The organism is Pseudomonas sp. MDT1-85 (assembly GCF_054898065.1).
On record NZ_CM142715.1, the window covers coordinates 2,937,738 to 2,958,532 of the forward strand.

The following is a 20,795-nucleotide window of genomic DNA, read 5'->3' on the forward strand; positions in this document are numbered from 1 at the left end:
TTGACCCGTTGAGAGCTGAGCACTGATGGCCACCAGATCCGTTGTACTCGATACCGAAACCACCGGCATGCCGGTGACCGACGGCCACCGGATTATCGAAATCGGTTGTGTCGAGTTGATTGGTCGGCGCCTGACCGGCCGGCATTTCCACGTTTACCTGCAACCGGATCGCGAGAGTGATGAAGGCGCCATCGGCGTCCACGGCATCACTAACGAATTCCTGGTGGGCAAGCCGCGTTTCACCGAAGTGGCCGATGAGTTCTTCGAGTTCATCAAGGGCGCGCAGCTGATCATCCATAACGCGGCGTTCGACGTTGGCTTCATCAACAACGAATTCGCCCTGATGGGCCACCACGACCGCGCGGACATCACGCAACACTGCTCGATCCTCGACACCCTGATGATGGCCCGGGAACGTCACCCGGGGCAGCGCAACAGCCTCGACGCCTTGTGCAAACGCTATGGCGTCGACAACTCCGGCCGTGAGCTGCACGGCGCGTTGCTCGACTCCGAGATTCTCGCCGACGTTTACCTGACCATGACCGGTGGCCAGACCAGCCTGTCGCTGGCCGGTAACGCGTCCGATGGCAATGGTTCAGGTGAAGGCGCGGACAACTCCGCCACCGAAATCCGTCGTCTGCCGGCCGATCGCCAGCCGATCCGGATCATCCGCGCGAGTGAAGACGATCTGGCCCAGCACATTGCGCGCCTTGAAGCCATTGCCAAATCCGCCGGCGCTCCGTCGCTGTGGCAGCAATTGGTTGAGGCCAAGGCTCAGGCCTAAAGGCCTTTAAAGATCGCAGCCTTCGGCAGCTCCTACGCCAACCGTGTCAACCATCAGATCAACGGTGGCCCCGATCCTGTAGGAGCTGCCGCAGGCTGCGATCTTTTGATCTTCACAAACGCACCCAATGCCCCACTTCAGGGCACCCCCCCCCTCGCCACATGCGCTCCAACCCTCTACCCTGAGGTTATTGGCACACCACGGTCTGCCGCCTCAGGACACCGAGCCCCATGTATAAAGATTTGAAATTCCCGGTCCTGATCGTCCACCGCGACATCAAGGCCGACACCGTTGCCGGTGATCGTGTGCGTGGCATCGCCCGGGAGCTGGAGCAGGAAGGTTTCAATATCGTCTCGGCGGTCGATTACAACGAAGGACGTCTGGTTGCCTCGACTCATCATGGCCTTTCTTGCATGTTGATTGCCGCCGAAGACGCCGGCACCCATGCTCATCTTCTACATAACATGGCCGAGCTGATCCGCCTTGCACGGGTTCGGGCGCCGGACCTGCCGATCTTTGCCCTCGGCGAGCAGGTGACTCTGGAAAATGCCCCGGCCGATGCCATGGCTGAACTCAATCAGCTGCGCGGCATTCTTTATTTGTTCGAAGACACCGTGCCATTCCTCGCCCGGCAAGTCGCCCGCGCGGCACGCAAATATCTGGACGGTCTGTTGCCGCCGTTCTTCAAGGCGCTGGTGCAGCACACCGCCGACTCCAATTATTCCTGGCACACGCCCGGCCATGGCGGCGGCGTGGCCTATCACAAGAGCCCGGTGGGGCAGGCGTTTCACCAGTTCTTCGGGGAAAATACGTTGCGTTCGGATTTGTCGGTGTCGGTGCCGGAACTCGGTTCGTTGCTCGATCACACCGGCCCGCTGGCCGAGGCGGAGGCGAGAGCCGCGCGCAATTTCGGCGCCGATCACACCTTTTTCGTGATCAATGGCACCTCGACCGCCAACAAAATCGTCTGGCATTCCATGGTGGCCCGCGATGATCTGGTACTGGTAGATCGCAACTGCCATAAGTCGGTGCTGCACTCGATCATCATGACCGGTGCGATTCCGCTGTACCTGTGCCCGGAGCGTAATGAGCTGGGGATTATCGGCCCGATTCCGTTGAGCGAATTCAGCCGCGAATCGATCCAGGCCAAGATAGACGCCAGCCCGCTGACCCAGGGCCGCGAGCCCAAGGTCAAGTTGGCGGTGGTGACCAACTCGACTTACGACGGCCTCTGTTACAACGCCGAGCTGATCAAGCAGAGCCTGGGGAACAGCGTCGAGGTGTTGCATTTCGACGAAGCCTGGTACGCCTACGCGGCGTTCCACGAGTTCTTCGCCGGCCGTTACGGCATGGGCACCTCTCGCAGCGAAGACAGCCCGCTGGTGTTCACTACCCATTCCACGCACAAATTACTGGCGGCGTTCAGTCAGGCGTCGATGATTCACGTTCAGGACGGCGGGGCGCGGCAGCTGGATCGCGACCGTTTCAACGAAGCGTTCATGATGCACATCTCGACCTCGCCGCAGTACAGCATCATCGCCTCGCTGGACGTGGCGTCGGCGATGATGGAAGGGCCGGCCGGTCGTTCGCTGTTGCAGGAAATGTTCGACGAGGCCCTGAGTTTTCGCCGGGCCCTGGCCAATCTGCGTCAGCATATCGCCGCCGATGACTGGTGGTTTTCCATCTGGCAACCACCCTCGGCCGAAGGTATCGAGCAGGTGGTCACCGAAGATTGGCTGCTGCAACCCGACGCCGATTGGCACGGCTTTGGCGGCGTGACTGACGACTACGTGCTGCTCGATCCGATCAAGGTCACGCTGGTGATGCCGGGTTTGACGGCGGGCGGTGCCCTGAGCGCGCGGGGGATTCCGGCGGCGGTGGTCAGCAAATTCCTCTGGGAGCGCGGGCTGGTCGTGGAAAAGACCGGGCTGTATTCTTTCCTGGTGCTGTTCTCCATGGGCATCACCAAGGGCAAATGGAGCACGCTGCTGACCGAGTTGCTGGAGTTCAAGCGCAGCTACGACGCCAACGTCAGCCTGGCCACCTGCCTGCCGTGCGTGGCGCAACACAATATTGCCCGTTATCAAGGCATGGGTTTGCGCGATCTGTGTGATCAATTGCACGCCTGTTATCGCAGCAATGCCACGGCCAAACACCTCAAACGCATGTACACCGTACTGCCGGAAGTCGCCATGAAGCCGGCGGACGCCTATGATCAATTGGTACGCGGGGAGGTTGAGGCTGTTTCGATCGATGCTCTGGACGGGCGGATCGCGGCGGTAATGCTGGTGCCATACCCGCCGGGGATCCCGTTGATCATGCCCGGCGAGCGTTTCACCGAGTCGACCCGTTCGATCATCGATTACCTGAAGTTTGCCCGTACGTTCGACAGCAGCTTCCCCGGATTTGTCGCCGATGTGCATGGCTTGCAACACGAAGACGAGGGCAATGGACGGCACTACACCGTCGATTGCATCAAGGAATGAGGACCTTTCCGAGTATGCAACCAGTTATGAATCCCAAATACCCAGGCCTCTCGGTGCGTGTCGCCGATGAGGGGTTTGCGGCTTATATCTGGGGCAGTGATTTCAGTTTTGAAGTCGCCGCCTATGGTGCCGCGCAAATCGGTAAGCCGGTGGCGCAGTGGCCGGTGACGCCAATCACCCCGTATCGCAAGTGTTACGGCATCGATCCCGAGGAATTCAGCAGTTTTCGCGATGCCGCTGACAGCGAGATTTTCATGGCCTATCTGGATGACGAGCCGGTGGGGCATTTAGTGGTCAGCACCAACTGGAACGGCTTCGCCCATATCGATGAATTGGCGGTGCATGCGCCGGCGCGCCGTCATGGCGTGGCCAAGGCGCTACTGGACGTAGCGCAGTTCTGGAGTCGCAAGAAAAAACTGCCGGGCATCATGCTGGAAACCCAGAACAATAACCTCGGCGCCTGTCGGCTTTATGAGCGCTGTGGCTATGTGGTCGGCGGGATCGATCACCTGCGCTACCGCGGAATCGATCCGAACACCGCTGAAATGGCGCTGTTCTGGTATCGGCTGTTCGATAATCCGCTGGAAAACCCGCTTAGCTCGCCAGCATCGCCACGGCTTGTTCCGTGATGATGTCCAGCAGCGCCTGAACGGCTGAAGAGTGCTCGGCGCTCTTCAGGCTCAAGGCATACACGCTGATTGGTATGGCAGGCGCCAGCGGGCAGGCATCGAGCCCGGCCGATTTGGCCCCGAGGGCGGTGAACGGGTCGACGATCGCCAGGCCTTCACCGGCCTCGACCATGCTGCGCATCATTTGATGAGTCTGGACCCGGGTCTGGATGACCGGAGCAGGGCGCAGCGCATGCAGTTTGTTGTCCAGCGCCGGGCTTAACGGATCGTGACCTTCGAGGCCGACCATCGACTGCCCGGCCAGGTCCTGCAGCGAGATGTACTTCTGTTTCGGTTGCAGCCAGCCATGGGGCGCGAGCAACTGGAGCTTGCCCTGGGCGATGACCTGGCAATGGATGTCGGCGTGGTCCGGGTCATGCAGGCTCAGGCCCAGATCGCTTTCACGCAGCAGCAGGCTTCTGACAATCTCGCGGGTCGGTTGGCTCAGGAGGGTGCAAGGTGCGTCGGGGAGACGTCGGCGCAGGGCCGCGATGCTGTGTGGCAACAGGTGCTGTGCCAACGGCGGGGTGCAGATGATTCGCAGGGGCGGGGCCAAATATTGTTTGAGGCTGCTGGCCAGTCGCTGCACCGGCTCGAGGGCTTCGTAGACGTGGGCGATCTCGACTTGTAGCTCCCGCGCCTCGCGCGTGGCTTGCAGGCGCCCACGCACGCTGGCAAACAGCATGAAACCCAACTGATCCTCGGCGTCACGCAGTGTGCGTTCAACCTCGGCCACCGGCAGCTGCAGCCATTCGGCGGCGGTCCCCAGGTGACCGGTCTGCAGGAGCGCCTGGATAACTTCGATATGACGTAAACGCATGCGTGAAGTCCATGTTCAGCAGGTGAGGGAGTCAGTCACTGAATCCTAACTCAAGTGCGCGCATATGACTTCTGCTCATAACAGCGGGTTATGAGGCGACGTTCGTTTCAGGTTCGCGAGTGAGGGTGACGCCTGATTGCACCAGCACAAATTCGTTGTCGTCGAGTTTGTTGACCCGATCGCCAATGGCCAGCTTATAGGTGGAGACAGGCACCGAGCCGGCGAGTCCGTCGTGCGACGGGGTGGATTCCTGGAACTCATGCACGGAATAAACGCGGCCTTCCGCGTCTCTTGCATGGAACTGACCGACGAGTACTGCTGCCATCTGCTTAGAACCTCTGGAGATAAATCACTCAATTTGCGGCTCTGTAGACCGTGGTTGGGCGAGGTAAGTTTTCCTACAGGAAAAAAATAGTCAGGGGCGGCGTTTTTCCGTCGCCCACTGGTTGAATCGTCATTTGATCATCTATAACTAAGAGCTCTTTCCATCGGACAGTCGAGAATCTTCCATGAGCAACGTCTACGAGATCGCCGTTCTGGTCGGCAGCCTGAGAAAAGGGTCGATCAACCGCAAGATCGCGCTGGCGCTGGCCGAGCTGGCGCCTGCCAATCTGAAGCTGAACATCGTCGAAATCGGCGATTTGCCGCTCTACAACGAAGACATCGATGGCGAGTCACCGCCGGCAGCCTACAGCACTTTCCGGCAACAAGTGAGCTCATCCGACGCGGTGCTGTTCGTAACCCCGGAATATAACCGTTCGGTGCCGGCGCCATTGAAGAATGCGATCGACGTGGGGTCGCGCCCCTACGGCAAGAGCGCCTGGAACGGCAAACCGGGTGCGGTGATCAGCGTTTCACCGGGCGCCGTCGGCGGATTTGGGGCCAACCACAACGTGCGCCAATCCATGGTGTTTCTCAATGTGCCGTGCATGCAACAGCCGGAAGCCTACCTGGGCGGCGCCGGCTCAGCGTTCGACGAGGCGGGCAAGTTGTCGGAGTCGGTCAGGCCGTTCCTGCAGAAATTCATCGATGCGTATGCGCTGTGGGTTGAGCAGCATAAAATGCAATGACCTTTCCCTTGTAGCAGCTGCCGAGCCTGTAGGTCGGGATTGTGTGGATGGTGACGTTGGCGGCGCTGGCGTTGCGGTTGTCTGTCTGAACCGTGTCGGCCCTATCGCGAGCAGGCTCGCTCCCACAAGGATCTTTGCCATAAGGAGATCCAATGTGGGAGCGAGCCTGCTCGCGATAGGGCCCGTCCATTCAACACAAAACTCAACCATTACCCGGCACATTCGGCCAAAGATCGGACACCAGAAACAGTCGCTCGGCTTCTTCCCAATCGCCTTCGCCGTTCTCTGTCAGCCGCACCATCAATTGCGCCGGTGCCAGCGGGTCCAGATCGCTCAGCCATGCACTCAGCTGCTCAGCGTCCCAGGTCTGCTCTTCGGGATAATGCGCCGGCGCCAGCCAGGCATGGCGGGGCAGGGGTTGCCAGCGACCGGATGGGCGCTGCACGACAAAGTCCGTCCAATCCTTCTGATGCAACCAGCTACCGCGCAAATGCTGAGGGTGCGCGCCGCTGGGTGATTCGGCCTGCCCCGGCCACGGATAGAGCAGATAGCCGCCCAGCCACAGATGTGCGCTGAACTGCTGGATATCCAGCGACGCCAGCACTGCACGGCTCTCCGCCCGTGCGGAAATCGGTAATTGATGCTGGCTCAGGTGCTTCAGTTTGCGGTCGAGCCGATCATGACAACCCGGTCCGAGCCACTGCGCGGTGTCATGGCCGTCACCGTTCTGTGGCCCAAGATAGAGCTTGATCGCCAGTTCCAGGTGATGCACGCCATCGCGATCACGCAGCAGCATGTCCAGCTCACCCAATGTGTGGCCTTCACGGCGGATCGGCATGTTGGCGGCAATCAGATCGATGCCCGGCGCGTGCCGCACGGCGTATTGCCACAACCGCTCGTAATACAGACCCAGACGTCGGGTCCTGGCTTGGGCCAGCCAGTGCAGCAAGTCGTAACTGTCGCGATCCAGTTGCCTGAGCCAGTGTTCCAGGCGCTCCGGTGCCTGCACCCAATCGCTGCCGGCCAGTGGATGACGCTGTGGCCACGGGGTGACGCTGAGCATCGGCGGCGCGAGGATGACCCAAGCCAGGTCGCGCACTTCTGGGTGGCGCAACTGGTGAGGTAACTGGAGCAAATCTGGAAATAGGATCATCTTGCGAGCATAGCCCGAAACGCGAGCGCACCGTCGTGGCTGAAAGGGTTTTGTCTACGCCGCGCTTTCGCCCATAATCGTGTTTTTCGCCGTCGCAGGCCCTCCGCGTCCCAATAGGAGCCCCATGGAGCAATTTCGTAATATCGGCATCATCGGTCGCCTGGGCAGTTCTCAGGTGCTGGATACCGTCCGCCGACTGAAACGGTTTCTGCTCGATCGTCACCTGCACGTGATCCTCGAAGACACCATTGCCGAAGTCCTGCCGGGGCATGGCCTGCAAACCTCATCGCGCAAGATGCTCGGTGAAGTCTGTGACATGGTGATTGTGGTCGGTGGTGACGGCAGTCTGCTGGGCGCCGCCCGTGCGTTGGCCAAGCACAATATTCCGGTGCTCGGCATTAACCGGGGCAGCCTGGGGTTCCTGACCGATATTCGCCCCGATGAGCTGGAAGTCAAAGTCGCCGAAGTGCTCGACGGCCACTATCTGGTGGAAAACCGCTTCTTGCTGCAAGCCGAAGTCCGTCGCCACGCCGAGGCCGTCGGCCAGGGCGATGCACTGAACGATGTGGTGCTGCACCCCGGCAAATCGACGCGGATGATCGAGTTCGAGTTGTACATCGACGGCCAGTTCGTCTGCAGTCAGAAGGCCGACGGCCTGATCGTTGCCACGCCGACCGGTTCGACCGCCTACGCGCTGTCTGCGGGTGGCCCGATCATGCACCCCAAGCTCGACGCTATTGTGATTGTGCCGATGTACCCCCATACCTTGTCAGGCAGGCCGATCGTGGTCGATGGCAACAGTGAGCTGAAAATCGTCGTGTCCAAAGATATGCAGATTTACCCGCAAGTCTCCTGTGACGGGCAGAATCACTTCACCTGCGCGCCCGGTGACACCATCACCATCAGCAAGAAAGCGCAGAAACTGCGGCTGATTCATCCGCTGGACCACAACTACTATGAAGTCTGCCGGACCAAACTCGGCTGGGGCAGCAAGTTGGGTGGTGGAGGCGACTGATGCTCGATCCCGCGCGTAGCTACGACCTGATCGGTGACGTGCACGGTTGCGCTCTGACCCTTGAGCACTTGCTCGACCGGCTCGGTTACCACAAACAGGCTGGCGTCTGGCGGCATCCGTCGCGCATGGCGGTGTTCCTCGGCGACATCATCGACCGCGGCCCACGGATTCGCGAGGCGCTGCACATCGTCCACGACATGGTCGAGGCCGGGCAGGCGCTGTGCATCATGGGCAACCATGAATTCAACGCCCTCGGCTGGAGCACGCCTGCGCCGCCGGGCAGTGGCCAGCAGTTCGTGCGCGAACATACGCCACGCCATGCGCGCCTGCTCAAGGAAACCCTGACCCAGTTCGAAGATCATCCCGAAGATTGGCATGACTTCCTGCAATGGTTTTATGAACTGCCCTTGTTCGTCGATGCCGGGCGTTTCCGGGTGGTGCATGCCTGCTGGGATGCCGGCCTGATCGAGCCGTTGCGCGGGTTGTTCCCCGACGGCTGCATCGATGAACATTTCCTCCAGGCCTCTGCGGTGCCGGGCAGTTTTGCCTGCACCGTGTTCGATCGCCTGTTGCGCGGTACCGACATGCGTTTGCCCCACGGGTTGACCATGACCAGCGGCGATGGCCTGACGCGCTCGTTTTTCCGCACCAAGTTCTGGGAAGACGACCCGCAAACCTACGGAGACATCGTGTTCCAGCCCGACGCCTTGCCTGAGCCGGTGGCCCGCACACCGCTGTCGTCCAGCGAAAAAGACACCTTGCTGCGTTACGGCGTCGATGAGCCGTTGTTGTTCGTCGGTCACTACTGGCGCAGCGGCAAACCGGCGCCGATCCGCCCGAACCTGGCGTGCCTGGATTACAGCGCAGTGCTCTACGGCAAACTGGTCGCTTATCGTCTGGATCAGGAAACCCGTCTCGACCCGCACAAATTTGTCTGGGTCGATGTCGAGCGGCCGGAGGTGCTGCAATGACGGCGGTGGCGGTATTGCGTCTGCCTCTGGCGGTGGATTTGAGCGGGTTCGTCAAACTGCTGCAGCGCATGCAAGTGCCTCATCGGGTCAGCGAAGAGGCGGGCGAGCAAGTGCTGTGGGTGCCGGCCAACATCAGCGAAGACGTACGCTCATTGTACGAACGCTTTCCGGCGGGCGACCCCGATCAGCAACTGGATATCCCGATCGAGCAGGCGCAGCCGCGTCCAGGCTTCGCCGAGCAGTTGCGCCTCAGCAAGGCTACGGCGTTGGTGCTGTTGCTGAGCCTGATCGTCGCCATGGTGACGCTGCTGGGCGAGAATCTCGAAACGATACGCTGGCTGACCTTCCTCGATTTCCGTGTGGTCGGTGAGTACATCCATTTCACGCCATTGGCCGACAGCCTGGCGGCGGGGCAGTGGTGGCGTCTGGTGACGCCGATGCTGATCCACTTCGGCATCCTGCACCTGGCCATGAACGGCATGTGGTACTGGGAGCTGGGGCGGCGCATCGAGTCGCGTCAGGGCAGCATCAACCTGATCGGCCTGACGCTGCTGTTCAGCCTGGTGTCCAACTATGTCCAGTTCCTTTTCAGCGGTCCGAGCCTGTTTGGCGGGTTGTCCGGGGTGTTGTACGGCCTGCTCGGACATTGCTGGATCTTCCAGGTTCTATCGCCGAACCCGGCGTATCGCCTGCCCCGAGGGGTGTTGGTGATGATGCTGGTGTGGTTGCTGGTATGCCTGTCGGGGCTGGTCTCGATGATCGGTTTCGGCCAGATTGCCAACGCGGCCCACGTCAGCGGGTTACTCATCGGATGCTTCACCGGTTTGTTGGGCGGTTTGTACAACCGCCGTAAACTGACTTCCAAATAAGTTATGTGAATTAAAGAGCGCGGAGCCCTTGATGTCCTCTTTTAACGAAATGATCAAAAACATCACCCCGGATATCTACCAGAGCCTGAAACTGGCGGTGGAAATCGGCAAATGGTCCGACGGTGGCAAACTCACCGCCGAGCAGCGCGAACTGTCTCTGCAAGCGATGATCGCCTGGGAAATCCAGAACCTGCCCGAGGAAGAGCGCACCGGCTACATGGGCCCGCAGGAATGCGAGTCGAAGTCGATTGAAGTGCCAAACATTCTGTTCAAATCGGATGCCATCCATTGATCGAGATTGGCCGCGGTGCAATCAGCAAAATGTCGACGCGCCTTGACGGGCCGAACGTTCAGTACGCTTTTCGTCTGGGCGACGCCGAGGTACCGGTCAATCCGTTGATCGGCACTACGGTGCGCCTGGAATACCTGGGGGCGATCCACTGCACCCATTGCGGACGCAAGACCAAAACCAGTTTCAGCCAGGGTTATTGCTACCCGTGCATGACCAAACTGGCCCAGTGCGACCTCTGCATCATGAGCCCGGAACGTTGCCACTACGACGCTGGCACCTGCCGCGATCCGGAATGGGGCGAAAAATTCTGCATGACCGATCACGTGGTGTATCTGGCCAATTCGTCGGGGATCAAGGTCGGCATAACCCGCGCCACCCAGCTGCCCACCCGCTGGCTCGATCAGGGCGCCAGCCAGGCTTTGCCGATCATGCGCGTCGCGACCCGCCAGCAGTCAGGCTTCGTCGAAGACCTGTTCCGCAGTCAGGTAGCCGACAAGACCAACTGGCGTGCTTTACTCAAGGGCGATGCCGTATCGGTGGACCTGGCGCAGGTTCGCGATCAGCTGTTTGAAAGTTGTGCGCAAGGTTTGCAAGGTTTGCAGGAACGATTTGGCCTACACGCAATCCAGACCATTACCGATGCCGAACCGCTCGAGATCCGCTATCCGATCGAGCAATACCCGGTCAAGATTGTCAGCTTCAACCTGGACAAGAACCCGATTGCCGAAGGCACGCTGTTGGGGATCAAGGGGCAGTACCTGATTTTCGACACCGGCGTGATCAATATTCGTAAATACACGGCCTACCAGCTCGCCGTGCATCAGTAAGGATTCCAGTATGCGCACCGAACAACCGAAGATGATCTACCTGAAGGACTATCAGGCGCCTGAGTACCTGATCGACGAAACGCACCTGACCTTCGAGTTGTTCGAGGACCACAGCCTGGTCCATGCGCAACTGGTAATGCGCCGCAATCCTGAACGTGGCCCGGGCCTGCCGCCGCTGGTGCTGGACGGCCAACAACTCGAGCTGCTGTCGGTGACATTGGCTGACCGTGAGTTGAGCACCGCCGACTACCAATTGACCGAGAACCACTTGACCCTGCAACCAACGGGGACAAGCTTCACGGTCGACACCAGCGTCAAGATCCATCCGGAAACCAACACCGCGCTGGAAGGCCTGTACAAATCCGGCACCATGTTCTGCACCCAGTGCGAAGCCGAAGGTTTCCGCAAGATCACCTATTACCTCGACCGCCCGGACGTGATGAGCACGTTCACCACCACGGTGGTCGCCGAGCAGCACAGCTATCCGGTGCTGCTGTCCAACGGCAACCCGATTGCCTCGGGTCCGGGCGAAGACGGCCGGCATTGGGCGACCTGGGAAGACCCGTTCAAGAAACCTGCCTACCTGTTCGCGCTGGTGGCCGGTGACCTGTGGTGCGTCGAAGACACCTTCATCACCATGACCGAGCGCTCCGTGGCGCTGCGCATCTACGTCGAGCCGGAAAACATCGACAAGTGCCAGCACGCCATGAACAGCCTGAAGAAGTCCATGCGCTGGGACGAAGAGGTTTACGGTCGCGAGTACGACCTGGACATCTTCATGATCGTCGCGGTCAACGACTTCAACATGGGCGCCATGGAAAACAAGGGCCTCAACATCTTCAACTCCAGCGCCGTGCTGGCCCGCGCCGAAACCGCTACCGACGCCGCGCACCAGCGTGTGGAAGCGATCGTTGCCCACGAATACTTCCACAACTGGTCGGGCAACCGCGTGACCTGCCGCGACTGGTTCCAGTTGTCGCTGAAGGAAGGCTTCACCGTGTTCCGCGATTCCGGCTTCTCCGCCGACATGAACTCGGCCACGGTCAAACGCATCCAGGACGTTGCTTACCTGCGTACCCACCAGTTCGCCGAAGATGCCGGCCCGATGGCTCACGCAGTGCGCCCGGACAGCTTCATCGAGATCTCCAACTTCTACACCCTGACCGTGTACGAAAAGGGTTCGGAAGTGGTCGGCATGATCCACACCTTGCTTGGCGCTGACGGTTTCCGCAAAGGCAGCGACCTGTACTTCGAACGCCATGACGGCCAGGCCGTGACCTGCGACGACTTCATCAAGGCCATGGAAGACGCCAACGGTGTTGACCTGACCCAATTCAAACGCTGGTACAGCCAGGCCGGGACACCGCGTTTGGCGGTGAGCGAGTCCTACGACGCCGCAGCGAAAACCTACAGCCTGACCTTCCGCCAGAGCTGCCCGGAAACCCCGGACAAAGTGGAAAAACTGCCGTTCGTGATTCCAGTGGAACTGGGCCTGCTCGACAGCAAGGGTGGCGAAATTGCCCTGCGTCTTGCCGGTGAAGCCAGTGCTCAAGGTACATCGCGGGTTATTTCGGTGACTGAAGCCGAGCAGACCTTTACCTTCATCGACATCGCTGAAAAGCCACTGCCTTCGTTGCTGCGCGGCTTCTCGGCGCCGGTGAAACTGAGCTTCCCGTACGACCGCGATCAGCTGATGTTCCTGATGCAGCATGATAGCGATGGTTTCAACCGCTGGGATGCCGGTCAGCAATTGTCGGTGCAGGTGCTGCAAGAGTTGATCGAACAGCAACAGAAGGGCGAAGCGCTGGTGCTGGATCAGCGTTTGGTTTCAGCGCTGCGTACCGTGCTGTCCGACGATACGCTGGATCAGGCGATGGTTGCCGAAATGCTCTCGTTACCGGGCGAGGCGTACCTGACTGAGATCAGTGAAGTGGCTGACGTAGACGCCATTCACACGGCTCGCGAGTTTGCCCGTAAGCAATTGGCTGAAGGCTTGTTCGAGGCATTGTGGCTGCGTTATCAGGCCAATCGCGATCTCTCGAAGAGAACGCCGTATGTGGCCGAAGCCGAGCATTTCGCCCGCCGCGCGCTGCAAAACATTGCGCTGTCGTACCTGATGCTCAGCGGCAAGCCGGAAGTGTTGGCGGCGACCCTTGAGCAGCTCGACACCAGCGACAACATGACCGAGCGTCTGACGGCGTTGGCGGTGTTGGTCAATTCGCCGTTTGAAGAACAGAAAGCCACGGCGTTGGCGACCTTCGCCGAACACTTCAAGGACAATCCGCTGGTCATGGATCAGTGGTTCAGCGTTCAGGCTGGCAGTACATTGCCGGGCGGTCTGGAGCGGGTCAAAGCCTTGATGCAACACCCGACGTTCACGATCAAGAATCCGAACAAGGTGCGGGCACTGGTCGGCGCGTTTGCCGGGCAGAACCTGATCAACTTCCATGCAGCGGATGGTTCCGGGTATCGGTTCCTGGCGGATCTGGTGATCGAGTTGAACGGCTTCAATCCGCAGATCGCTTCTCGCCAACTGGCGCCGCTGACTCGCTGGCGCAAATACGACGACGCTCGTCAGGCGTTGATGAAAGGTGAACTGGAGCGGATTCGCGCTTCGGGGCAACTGTCCAGCGATGTGTTTGAGGTGGTCAGCAAAAGCCTGGCCTGAGTTTGGTCTTGCTCCCGCAGGGTTCACTCGGACCCTGTGGGAGCGGGCTTGCCTGCGAAGGCGGCCTGACAGCCGGCCAGTCTCTTGCAGATGCACATCGTCCTCCTGTGGGAGCGAGCCTGCTCGCGAAGCTGTTGATCTTGCCGTTGCCGTTGCTTCGGCTTTTGATTTTGATCTTGATCTGTTGCCCCTTTCCCAGAGGCCGAACGCAGGCGTTGCGCAGGGAGCACCGCGGCAAGGATGCCGCGGTAGCCGCCCCCGGCCATGGATGGCCGATGGCGGCGGGCCCCCGGAGCAATGCCGGAGTGAGGGCATGCAGAGCCTAAGCGAGGCACCGAATGGCGGGGCAAAAAGCGCTTTGGTTACTTTCGCGCTTTTCGAAAGTGACTCGCTGTAAAAGCGAAACCAATAGCCGCCGTGACCGCAGAAACGGATATGTACACCAAAATCCAAAGCCCAATCACCCCACCTGATACCCAATCATTCACCCCCACCCCATACCCCTCAGGTTAACAAAACATAACGTGGCGTCGATTGTCAGACCTTTCCAAACCCCGATAGGATAAGCCAGCTTCCGAAGGGGCTCTGGATTGCGGGTTTCAGGACTATGCTCCTGAATAGGTCAATCCCGATGAGCATCCCTTACGGCGCCCTGAAGGGTTGAACGACCTAACAATAATAATGTGAGGGAAGGTCTATGAGTGAGCCTGTCATGGGTGTGAGTATTTGCCGCCCGCCGGCGTTACGCAGGTTCGCGTTGCTGGCTACAGCGCTCTCGCTGTTGGGCTGTACCGTGCTGTCGACGCCTGCGCTGGCCGCTGCCGCGTCGGCCACCGACGTGGTTTATTCCGTTGAATCCGCCAAGGCCAGCAAAGGCCTGATGCTCGATGTCGTGCACGCCGGCAAACGCCTGGTGGCGGTCGGCGATCGCGGGCACATTCTGTATTCCGATGACCAGGGCGCGACCTGGATCCAGGCCAAGGTGCCGACCCGGCAACTGCTGACGGCGGTGTTTTTTGTCGATGACAAACACGGTTGGGCTGTAGGCCATGACGCGCAGATCCTCGTCAGTGAAGACGGCGGCATCACCTGGACCAAACAATTCGAAGACCTGACACGCGAATCGCCGTTGCTCGACGTCTGGTTCAAGGACATTAACATCGGCTTTGCCGTGGGCGCTTACGGTGCCTTGCTGGAAACCACCGATGGCGGTAAAAACTGGGAAAATGTCAGCGATCGCCTCGACAACGAAGACCAGTACCACCTCAACGCCATTGCAGCGGTCAAGGATTCCGGCATTTTCATCGTCGGCGAGCAGGGCAGCATGTTCCGCTCCGCCGATGAAGGGCAGACCTGGGAAAGGCTTGAAGGCCCCTATGAAGGCTCGCTGTTCGGTGTGATTGGCACTGCGCAACCGGCCACGCTGCTGGCCTATGGGTTGCGCGGCAATCTCTACCGTTCCACGGATTTCGGCAGCACGTGGGAGCAGGTCGAGCTCAAGGCCGCACGTGGCACACTGGAATTCGGCCTGTCTGGCGCCACGCTGCTCGACGACGGTTCCATCGTGATCGTCGGCAATGGCGGCAGCATTATTCGCAGCACCGACGACGGCGAAACTTTCAGTGTGTTCAACCGTCCGGATCGCATTTCCGTCTCGGCGGTGACTGCGGCAGGCAACGGTAATCTGATTCTGGCAGGACAGGGTGGCGTTCGCGTCACTTCGCCCACCGGCGCAGAGAATGGAAAAAACGGGTCGTCCAAATGAGCCGGGCAAATAATAAGAAGGCGGGTCTATGACATCCTTAAGCACTCCTCATCAGGACAAGGCGACGTTTCTTGAACGCCTGATTTTCAACAACCGCCCGGCAGTCATCGTCATCTGCCTGCTGGTCAGTATTTTCCTGTTCTGGCAGGCAACGCTGATCCGGCCGTCCACCAGTTTCGAAAAAATGATCCCACTCGAGCATCCATTCATTGAAAAAATGATGGAGCACCGCAACGATCTGGCGAACCTGGGCAACACGGTGCGGATTTCCGTGGAGGCCACCGATGGCGACATCTTCTCCAAGGAGTACATGGAAACCCTGCGTCAGATCAACGACGAGGTGTTCTACATTTCCGGTGTCGACCGTTCCGGCCTCAAGTCGTTGTGGAGCCCGAGCGTGCGCTGGACCGAGGTGACGGAGGAGGGCTTTGCCGGCGGTGAAGTGATTCCCCAGAGCTATAACGGCTCCCAGCAAAGCCTCGACCTGCTGCGCAACAACGTGCTCAAGTCCGGGCAAGTTGGGCGCCTGGTGGCCAACGACTTCAAGTCGAGCATCGTCGACATCCCGCTGCTGGAGTCCTACCCGGACCCGCAGGATCAGGGCAAATTGCTGGCGCTGGACTACCGCAAGTTCTCTCACGAACTTGAAGACAAGATCCGCAACAAGTTCGAAGCCCAAAACCCCAACGTGAAGATCCACATTGTCGGGTTTGCCAAGAAAGTCGGCGACCTGATCGATGGGCTGGTCATGGTGGTGATGTTCTTCGGCGTCGCCTTCGTCATTACCCTGATCCTGCTGTACTGGTTCACCCACTGCATGCGCAGTACCGTGGCGGTGTTGAGTACCACGCTGGTGGCGGTGGTCTGGCAGCTCGGCTTGATGCACTTCTTCGGCTTCGGGCTTGACCCGTATTCGATGCTGGTGCCGTTTCTGATCTTCGCCATCGGGATTTCCCACGGCGTGCAGAAAATCAACGGTATCGCCCTGCAGTCCAGCGAGGCGGAGAACGCGCTGACTGCGGCACGCCGTACATTCCGTCAGCTGTTTCTGCCGGGGATGATCGCGATCCTTGCGGATGCGGTGGGCTTCATCACGCTGTTGATCATCGACATTGGCGTGATTCGTGAGCTGGCCATCGGCGCGTCCATCGGCGTGGCGGTGATCGTGTTCACCAACCTGATCCTGCTGCCGGTGGCGATTTCCTACGTCGGTATCAGCAAACGCGCCGTCGAACGCAGCAAGAAAGACGCGCACCGCGAACATCCTTTCTGGCGCCTGTTGTCGAACTTTGCCAGCCCCAAAGTCGCCCCGATTTCCATTGCCCTGGCGCTGATCGCTTTCGGTGGCGGCCTCTGGTACAGCCAGAACCTGAAAATCGGCGACCTCGACCAGGGCGCGCCGGAACTGCGTCCGGACTCGCGTTACAACAAGGACAACAGCTTCATCATCAACAACTACTCCACCAGTTCCGACGTATTGGTGGTGATGGTCAAGACCAAGTCCGAAGGTTGCTCGCGTTATGAGGCCATGGCGCCGATCGACGAGCTTATGTGGAAAATGCAGAACACCGAGGGCGTGCAGTCGGCGATCTCGCTGGTGACCGTGTCCAAGCAGATGATCAAGGGCATGAACGAGGGCAACCTGAAATGGGAAACCTTGTCGCGCAACCCGGACGTGCTGAACAACTCCATCGCCCGTGCCGATGGCCTGTACAACAACAATTGCTCCCTGGCGCCGGTGCTGGTGTTCCTCAACGATCACAAGGCCGAAACCCTGGACCGCGCCGTGCATGCGGTGCAGGACTTCGCCAAGGACAACAACAAGGAAGGCCTGGAGTTCATCCTTGCCGCCGGTAATGCCGGGATCGAAGCGGCCACCAACGAGGTGATCAAACGCTCCGAACTGACGATTCTGATTCTGGTGTACATATGTGTCGCAACCATGTGCATGATCACCTTCCGTTCCTGGGCGGCGACCTTGTGCATCGTGCTGCCGCTGGTACTGACCTCGGTCCTCGGCAACGCGTTGATGGCGTTCATGGGCATCGGCGTGAAAGTGGCGACTTTGCCGGTGGTGGCGCTCGGGGTGGGGATTGGCGTGGACTACGGGATCTACATCTACAGCCGTCTGGAAAGCTTCCTGCGTGCCGGCCTGCCGCTGCAAGAGGCGTACTACCAGACGCTGAAGTCCACGGGTAAAGCTGTGCTGTTCACCGGCCTGTGCCTGGCGATCGGCGTGTGCACCTGGATCTTCTCGGCGATCAAGTTCCAGGCTGACATGGGCCTGATGCTGACCTTTATGCTGCTCTGGAACATGTTCGGCGCATTGTGGCTGCTGCCAGCGCTGGCGCGGTTCCTGATCAAGCCGGAAAAACTGGCAGGGCAGAAGGGCAACTCGCTGTTCGCTCACTGACCGGGCGCTGAAATAATAAAGCCGCAACCAAGGTTGCGGCTTTTTTATACCTCAAATTCGACACAGATCCCCTGTGGGAGCGAGCGTGCTCGCGATAGCGGTGTGTCAGCCACTTAAATGTCGAATGTTAAACCGCATCGCGAGCAGGCTCGCTCCCACAAGGAATTGTCACAACAGTTGAGTTGTGTCAGGAGGGATCAGTACCCAACACCACATTCAACGCACTACGCGCATCATCCAGCTGCACCAGCGTCGCATGCCGCGCGCCCAGCGCATCGCGATTCTCGATAGCGGTCAGGATCGCCTTGTGCCGTGGCATCGCCAATTCATGCAGATTCGGCCGTTGGTTGGAGTGCTTCAACGCTTCGGCAATCGCCACCGACAACATGTTGCACAGGTTCGCCAGCAAGTCGTTATGCGTCGCGTCGGCGATGCGGCTGTGGAAATCCAGATCCGGTTGCAACAAGGCTTCAGGCGTCGGCGCCGCTTCCATGCGTTGGTAGGCCTCGCCGATAGAGGCAATGTCTTCGTCGGTGGCAAACTGCGCGGCCAACGCGGCGGCGGCCGGCTCGATGATGCTGCGCACGCTGGTCAGCAGATCAAAGAATTCATTTTGTGGACTGCTTTGCATCAGCCAGTGCAGCACGTCCGGGTCGAGCATGTGCCATTCCTTGCGCTGCTTGACCACCGTGCCGACCCGCGGACGGGAATACACCAGGCCCTTGGCGACCAATACGCGAGTGGCTTCGCGCAGCACCGGCCGGCTGACCGCGTATTCCTCGCACAACAGGGCTTCGGCGGGCAGTTTGTCGTCCGGTTTGAAACGTCCCGAGACGATCTGCATCCCCAGTTCCTGGACGATGCGCGAGTGCATGCTTTTGCGGTCGGAGGGTTTGCGGTAATCCATGGGGAACGGCGCGATCCTGTGCGATGGGGTGCCGCGCATGATAGCAGGCGCGGCAAGTGATGGTCGCTAGCGCGAGATTCTGATGCAGACGCAGAACCAATGTGGGAGCGAGCCTGCTCGCGATAGCGGTTGAACATTCAACATTTAAGTTGGCTGTCAGTCCGTCATCGCGAGCAGGCTCGCTCCCACAGGGGATAGATGGTGTCAGTGAGAATGACGGGGGACTTCAGAGCCCCGGCAACCAACCAGGAAATCAAAGTCGCAACCCTGATCCGCCTGCAGCACATGGTCGATGTACAGCTGACGATAACCGCCCACGATCAACTGCTGCTGCGGCTGCAGATCCGCCATGCGCGCCGCCAGCTCCGCATCTGGAATGTCCAGGTGCAAACGCCCGTTGGCGCAATCAAGCTCGATCCAGTCGCCTTCCTTCACTGTCGCCAAAGGCCCGCCAGCCGCCGCTTCCGGTGCCACATGCAGAACAACAGTGCCGTAAGCAGTGCCGCTCATGCGTGCGTCGGAAATCCGCACCATGTCGGTCACGCCCTGGGCGAGCAGCTTGGCCGGTAATCCCATGTTGCCGACTTCGGCCATGCCCGGATAACCCTTCGGACCGCAGTTTTTCATCACCAGAATCGAATGGGCATCCACGTCCAGTTCCGGATCGTTGATCCGCGCCTTGTACATGTCGAAGTTTTCGAACACCACCGCGCGCCCGCGATGTTGCATCAATTCGGCACTCGCGGCGGAGGGCTTGAGCACCGCACCGAGTGGCGCCAGATTGCCGCGCAACACACAGATCCCGCCGTCGGCGCGGATCGGATTGTCGAGGGTGCGGATCACTTCGTCCTGGCCGTAGATTGGTGCGTCCTTGGTGTTCTCGCCGATGGTTTTGCCGTTGACGGTGAGGGCATTCGGGTTCGGAATCAGGTTCGCTTCGCCGAGGCGACGCAGCACCGCGGGCAAGCCGCCGGCGTAGTAGAACTCTTCCATCAGGAAGCGCCCGGAGGGTTGCAGATCGACAATGGTCGGCATGCCGCGACCGATGCGGGTCCAGTCATCCAGGTCCAGCTCGACGCCGATGCGCCCGGCGATGGCTTTCAAGTGGATCACTGCGTTGGTCGAACCGCCGATGGCGGCGTTCACCCGAATGGCGTTTTCGAAGGCTTCCTTGGTCAGGATCTTCGACAGTTTCAAATCTTCGCGGACCATCTCTACCGCGCGCATGCCCGACATGTGCGCCAACACATAACGGCGCGCATCGACCGCTGGAATCGCCGCGTTGTGAGGCAGGGAAGTGCCGAGTGCTTCGGCCATGCAGGCCATGGTCGAGGCCGTGCCCATGGTGTTGCAGGTACCGGCCGAGCGTGACATGCCGCCCTCGGCCGCGAGGAAATCGTCAATGGTGATGGTGCCAGCCTTGACCTGTTCACTGAGCTGCCAGACCACCGTGCCCGAGCCGATGTCCTGGCCTTTGTGCTTGCCGTTGAGCATCGGTCCACCGGTGACGACGATTGCTGGCACGTCGCAACTGGCCGCGCCCATCAGCAGCGCCGGGGTGGTTTTGTCGCAGCCGGTAAGCAGCACCACGCCATCGATCGGGTTACCGCGAATCGCTTCTTCGACGTCCATGCTCGCCAGGTTGCGAGTGAGCATCGCGGTGGGGCGCAGGTTCGATTCGCCGTTGGAGAACACCGGGAATTCCACTGGAAAGCCGCCGGCTTCGATCACTCCGCGTTTGACGTGCTCGGCGATTTGCCGGAAATGCGCGTTGCACGGGGTCAGTTCCGACCAGGTGTTGCAGATGCCGATGATCGGCTTGCCGTGGAACTGGTGGTCGGCGATGCCCTGATTCTTCATCCAGCTGCGGTACATGAAGCCGTTCTTGTCGGCAGTGCCAAACCATTGGGCGGAGCGCAGGGTGGGTTTCTTATCAGACATGATCGCTTCTCTTATTGTATGACTATATTGTTCGAGCTACGCCGTAACATAAGCGCAATCTCGGCTGTTTGGAAGTGTTGGTGGTTAAATAGTATTACTATATAGTCGTTTCAACGGAGGGATGGCCCTGGCGGTTTTCCGCGAGA

17 protein-coding genes are annotated in these 20,795 nt (G+C 59.8%); 12 read left to right on the top strand and 5 right to left on the bottom strand.

Annotated features, from left to right (window positions below):
- Window positions 1-25: 25 nt before the first annotated feature.
- From dnaQ to ACYZT2_RS13355, 3 genes are all read left to right on the top strand, one after another.
- The gene (gene dnaQ, locus ACYZT2_RS13345; protein ID WP_461972768.1) at window positions 26-784 is read left to right on the top strand and encodes a DNA polymerase III subunit epsilon; all 759 of its coding nucleotides are present in this window, start codon (window positions 26-28) and stop codon (window positions 782-784) included.
- Window positions 785-1,014: 230 nt separating this feature from the next.
- Window positions 1,015-3,270 (top strand): Orn/Lys/Arg family decarboxylase, encoded by a 2,256-nt coding sequence (locus tag ACYZT2_RS13350; RefSeq protein WP_461972770.1) that lies wholly within the window; start codon window positions 1,015-1,017, stop codon window positions 3,268-3,270.
- 14 nt (window positions 3,271-3,284) lie between these two features.
- Window positions 3,285-3,899, top strand: coding sequence for a GNAT family N-acetyltransferase (locus tag ACYZT2_RS13355; RefSeq protein WP_429427533.1), 615 nt, complete (start codon window positions 3,285-3,287; stop codon window positions 3,897-3,899).
- On the opposite strand, the gene ACYZT2_RS13360 is transcribed toward ACYZT2_RS13355, so the two are convergent.
- Together ACYZT2_RS13360 and ACYZT2_RS13365 are read right to left on the bottom strand one after the other, a co-directional pair.
- The gene (locus ACYZT2_RS13360; protein WP_461972773.1) at window positions 3,865-4,758 is read right to left on the bottom strand and encodes a LysR family transcriptional regulator; all 894 of its coding nucleotides are present in this window, start codon (window positions 4,756-4,758) and stop codon (window positions 3,865-3,867) included. The two genes, ACYZT2_RS13355 and ACYZT2_RS13360, sit on opposite strands and share 35 nt — an antisense overlap.
- Window positions 4,759-4,846: 88 nt before the next feature.
- The gene (locus ACYZT2_RS13365; protein WP_461972775.1) at window positions 4,847-5,083 is read right to left on the bottom strand and encodes a hypothetical protein; all 237 of its coding nucleotides are present in this window, start codon (window positions 5,081-5,083) and stop codon (window positions 4,847-4,849) included.
- Window positions 5,084-5,267: 184 nt separating this feature from the next.
- On the opposite strand from ACYZT2_RS13365, the gene ACYZT2_RS13370 reads away from it, so the two are divergent.
- A complete protein-coding gene (locus ACYZT2_RS13370; RefSeq protein WP_461972777.1) occupies window positions 5,268-5,828 on the top strand; it encodes an NADPH-dependent FMN reductase in 561 nt (186 codons plus the stop codon).
- 202 nt (window positions 5,829-6,030) lie between these two features.
- Here the strand turns inward: ACYZT2_RS13370 and ACYZT2_RS13375 are convergent, their stop codons facing one another.
- Window positions 6,031-6,981, bottom strand: coding sequence for a DUF1853 family protein (locus ACYZT2_RS13375; protein ID WP_461972779.1), 951 nt, complete (start codon window positions 6,979-6,981; stop codon window positions 6,031-6,033).
- Window positions 6,982-7,105: 124 nt separating this feature from the next.
- Here ACYZT2_RS13375 and ACYZT2_RS13380 point away from each other — a divergent pair, with 124 nt between their 5' ends.
- The 8 genes from ACYZT2_RS13380 to ACYZT2_RS13415 all read left to right on the top strand — a co-directional run bounded on the left by ACYZT2_RS13380 (window position 7,106) and on the right by ACYZT2_RS13415 (window position 17,801).
- Entirely contained in the window at window positions 7,106-7,996 is an 891-nt protein-coding gene (locus ACYZT2_RS13380; protein WP_461972781.1) for an NAD(+) kinase, read from the top strand.
- On the top strand, window positions 7,993-8,967 hold the full coding sequence (locus ACYZT2_RS13385) for a metallophosphoesterase (RefSeq protein ID WP_461973102.1): 975 nt from the start codon (window positions 7,993-7,995) through the stop codon (window positions 8,965-8,967). The genes ACYZT2_RS13380 and ACYZT2_RS13385 overlap by 4 nt, the downstream gene beginning before the upstream one ends.
- Complete coding sequence (locus ACYZT2_RS13390; RefSeq protein ID WP_461972783.1) at window positions 8,964-9,836, top strand: rhomboid family intramembrane serine protease; 873 nt, start codon at window positions 8,964-8,966, stop codon at window positions 9,834-9,836. The genes ACYZT2_RS13385 and ACYZT2_RS13390 overlap by 4 nt, the downstream gene beginning before the upstream one ends.
- 31 nt (window positions 9,837-9,867) lie before the next feature.
- On the top strand, window positions 9,868-10,128 hold the full coding sequence (locus ACYZT2_RS13395; protein ID WP_038984092.1) for a YeaC family protein: 261 nt from the start codon (window positions 9,868-9,870) through the stop codon (window positions 10,126-10,128).
- Window positions 10,125-10,955 (top strand): DUF2797 domain-containing protein, encoded by an 831-nt coding sequence (locus ACYZT2_RS13400; RefSeq protein WP_461972785.1) that lies wholly within the window; start codon window positions 10,125-10,127, stop codon window positions 10,953-10,955. The genes ACYZT2_RS13395 and ACYZT2_RS13400 overlap by 4 nt, the downstream gene beginning before the upstream one ends.
- Window positions 10,956-10,965: 10 nt before the next feature.
- Window positions 10,966-13,623: an aminopeptidase N gene (pepN, locus tag ACYZT2_RS13405; RefSeq protein ID WP_461972787.1), complete on the top strand. Its 2,658-nt coding sequence runs from the start codon at window positions 10,966-10,968 to the stop codon at window positions 13,621-13,623.
- A gap of 697 nt (window positions 13,624-14,320) precedes the next feature.
- Complete coding sequence (locus ACYZT2_RS13410; RefSeq protein ID WP_461972789.1) at window positions 14,321-15,388, top strand: WD40/YVTN/BNR-like repeat-containing protein; 1,068 nt, start codon at window positions 14,321-14,323, stop codon at window positions 15,386-15,388.
- Window positions 15,389-15,416: 28 nt separating this feature from the next.
- On the top strand, window positions 15,417-17,801 hold the full coding sequence (locus tag ACYZT2_RS13415) for an efflux RND transporter permease subunit (RefSeq protein WP_461972791.1): 2,385 nt from the start codon (window positions 15,417-15,419) through the stop codon (window positions 17,799-17,801).
- Window positions 17,802-17,988: 187 nt separating this feature from the next.
- On the opposite strand, the gene ACYZT2_RS13420 is transcribed toward ACYZT2_RS13415, so the two are convergent.
- Window positions 17,989-18,708 (bottom strand): FadR/GntR family transcriptional regulator, encoded by a 720-nt coding sequence (locus ACYZT2_RS13420; protein ID WP_032835696.1) that lies wholly within the window; start codon window positions 18,706-18,708, stop codon window positions 17,989-17,991.
- Window positions 18,709-18,912: 204 nt separating this feature from the next.
- The gene (locus ACYZT2_RS13425; RefSeq protein WP_461972793.1) at window positions 18,913-20,649 is read right to left on the bottom strand and encodes an IlvD/Edd family dehydratase; all 1,737 of its coding nucleotides are present in this window, start codon (window positions 20,647-20,649) and stop codon (window positions 18,913-18,915) included.
- Window positions 20,650-20,795: the final 146 nt, after the last annotated feature.

Excerpts from the sequence above, each read along its gene's own strand:
- ACYZT2_RS13355 (WP_429427533.1), top strand. The coding sequence starts at position 3,285 with ATGCAACCAGTTATGAATCCCAAATACCCAGGCCTCTCGGTGCGTGTC.
- ACYZT2_RS13410 (WP_461972789.1), top strand. The coding sequence starts at position 14,321 with ATGAGTGAGCCTGTCATGGGTGTGAGTATTTGCCGCCCGCCGGCGTTA.
- ACYZT2_RS13415 (WP_461972791.1), top strand. The coding sequence starts at position 15,417 with ATGACATCCTTAAGCACTCCTCATCAGGACAAGGCGACGTTTCTTGAA.
- ACYZT2_RS13365 (WP_461972775.1), bottom strand. The coding sequence starts at position 5,083 with ATGGCAGCAGTACTCGTCGGTCAGTTCCATGCAAGAGACGCGGAAGGC.
- ACYZT2_RS13370 (WP_461972777.1), top strand. The coding sequence starts at position 5,268 with ATGAGCAACGTCTACGAGATCGCCGTTCTGGTCGGCAGCCTGAGAAAA.
- ACYZT2_RS13420 (WP_032835696.1), bottom strand. The coding sequence starts at position 18,708 with ATGGATTACCGCAAACCCTCCGACCGCAAAAGCATGCACTCGCGCATC.
- ACYZT2_RS13350 (WP_461972770.1), top strand. The coding sequence starts at position 1,015 with ATGTATAAAGATTTGAAATTCCCGGTCCTGATCGTCCACCGCGACATC.
- dnaQ (WP_461972768.1), top strand. The coding sequence starts at position 26 with ATGGCCACCAGATCCGTTGTACTCGATACCGAAACCACCGGCATGCCG.
- ACYZT2_RS13380 (WP_461972781.1), top strand. The coding sequence starts at position 7,106 with ATGGAGCAATTTCGTAATATCGGCATCATCGGTCGCCTGGGCAGTTCT.
- ACYZT2_RS13395 (WP_038984092.1), top strand. The coding sequence starts at position 9,868 with ATGTCCTCTTTTAACGAAATGATCAAAAACATCACCCCGGATATCTAC.
- ACYZT2_RS13425 (WP_461972793.1), bottom strand. The coding sequence starts at position 20,649 with ATGTCTGATAAGAAACCCACCCTGCGCTCCGCCCAATGGTTTGGCACT.
- ACYZT2_RS13375 (WP_461972779.1), bottom strand. The coding sequence starts at position 6,981 with ATGATCCTATTTCCAGATTTGCTCCAGTTACCTCACCAGTTGCGCCAC.
- ACYZT2_RS13390 (WP_461972783.1), top strand. The coding sequence starts at position 8,964 with ATGACGGCGGTGGCGGTATTGCGTCTGCCTCTGGCGGTGGATTTGAGC.
- pepN (WP_461972787.1), top strand. The coding sequence starts at position 10,966 with ATGCGCACCGAACAACCGAAGATGATCTACCTGAAGGACTATCAGGCG.
- ACYZT2_RS13360 (WP_461972773.1), bottom strand. The coding sequence starts at position 4,758 with ATGCGTTTACGTCATATCGAAGTTATCCAGGCGCTCCTGCAGACCGGT.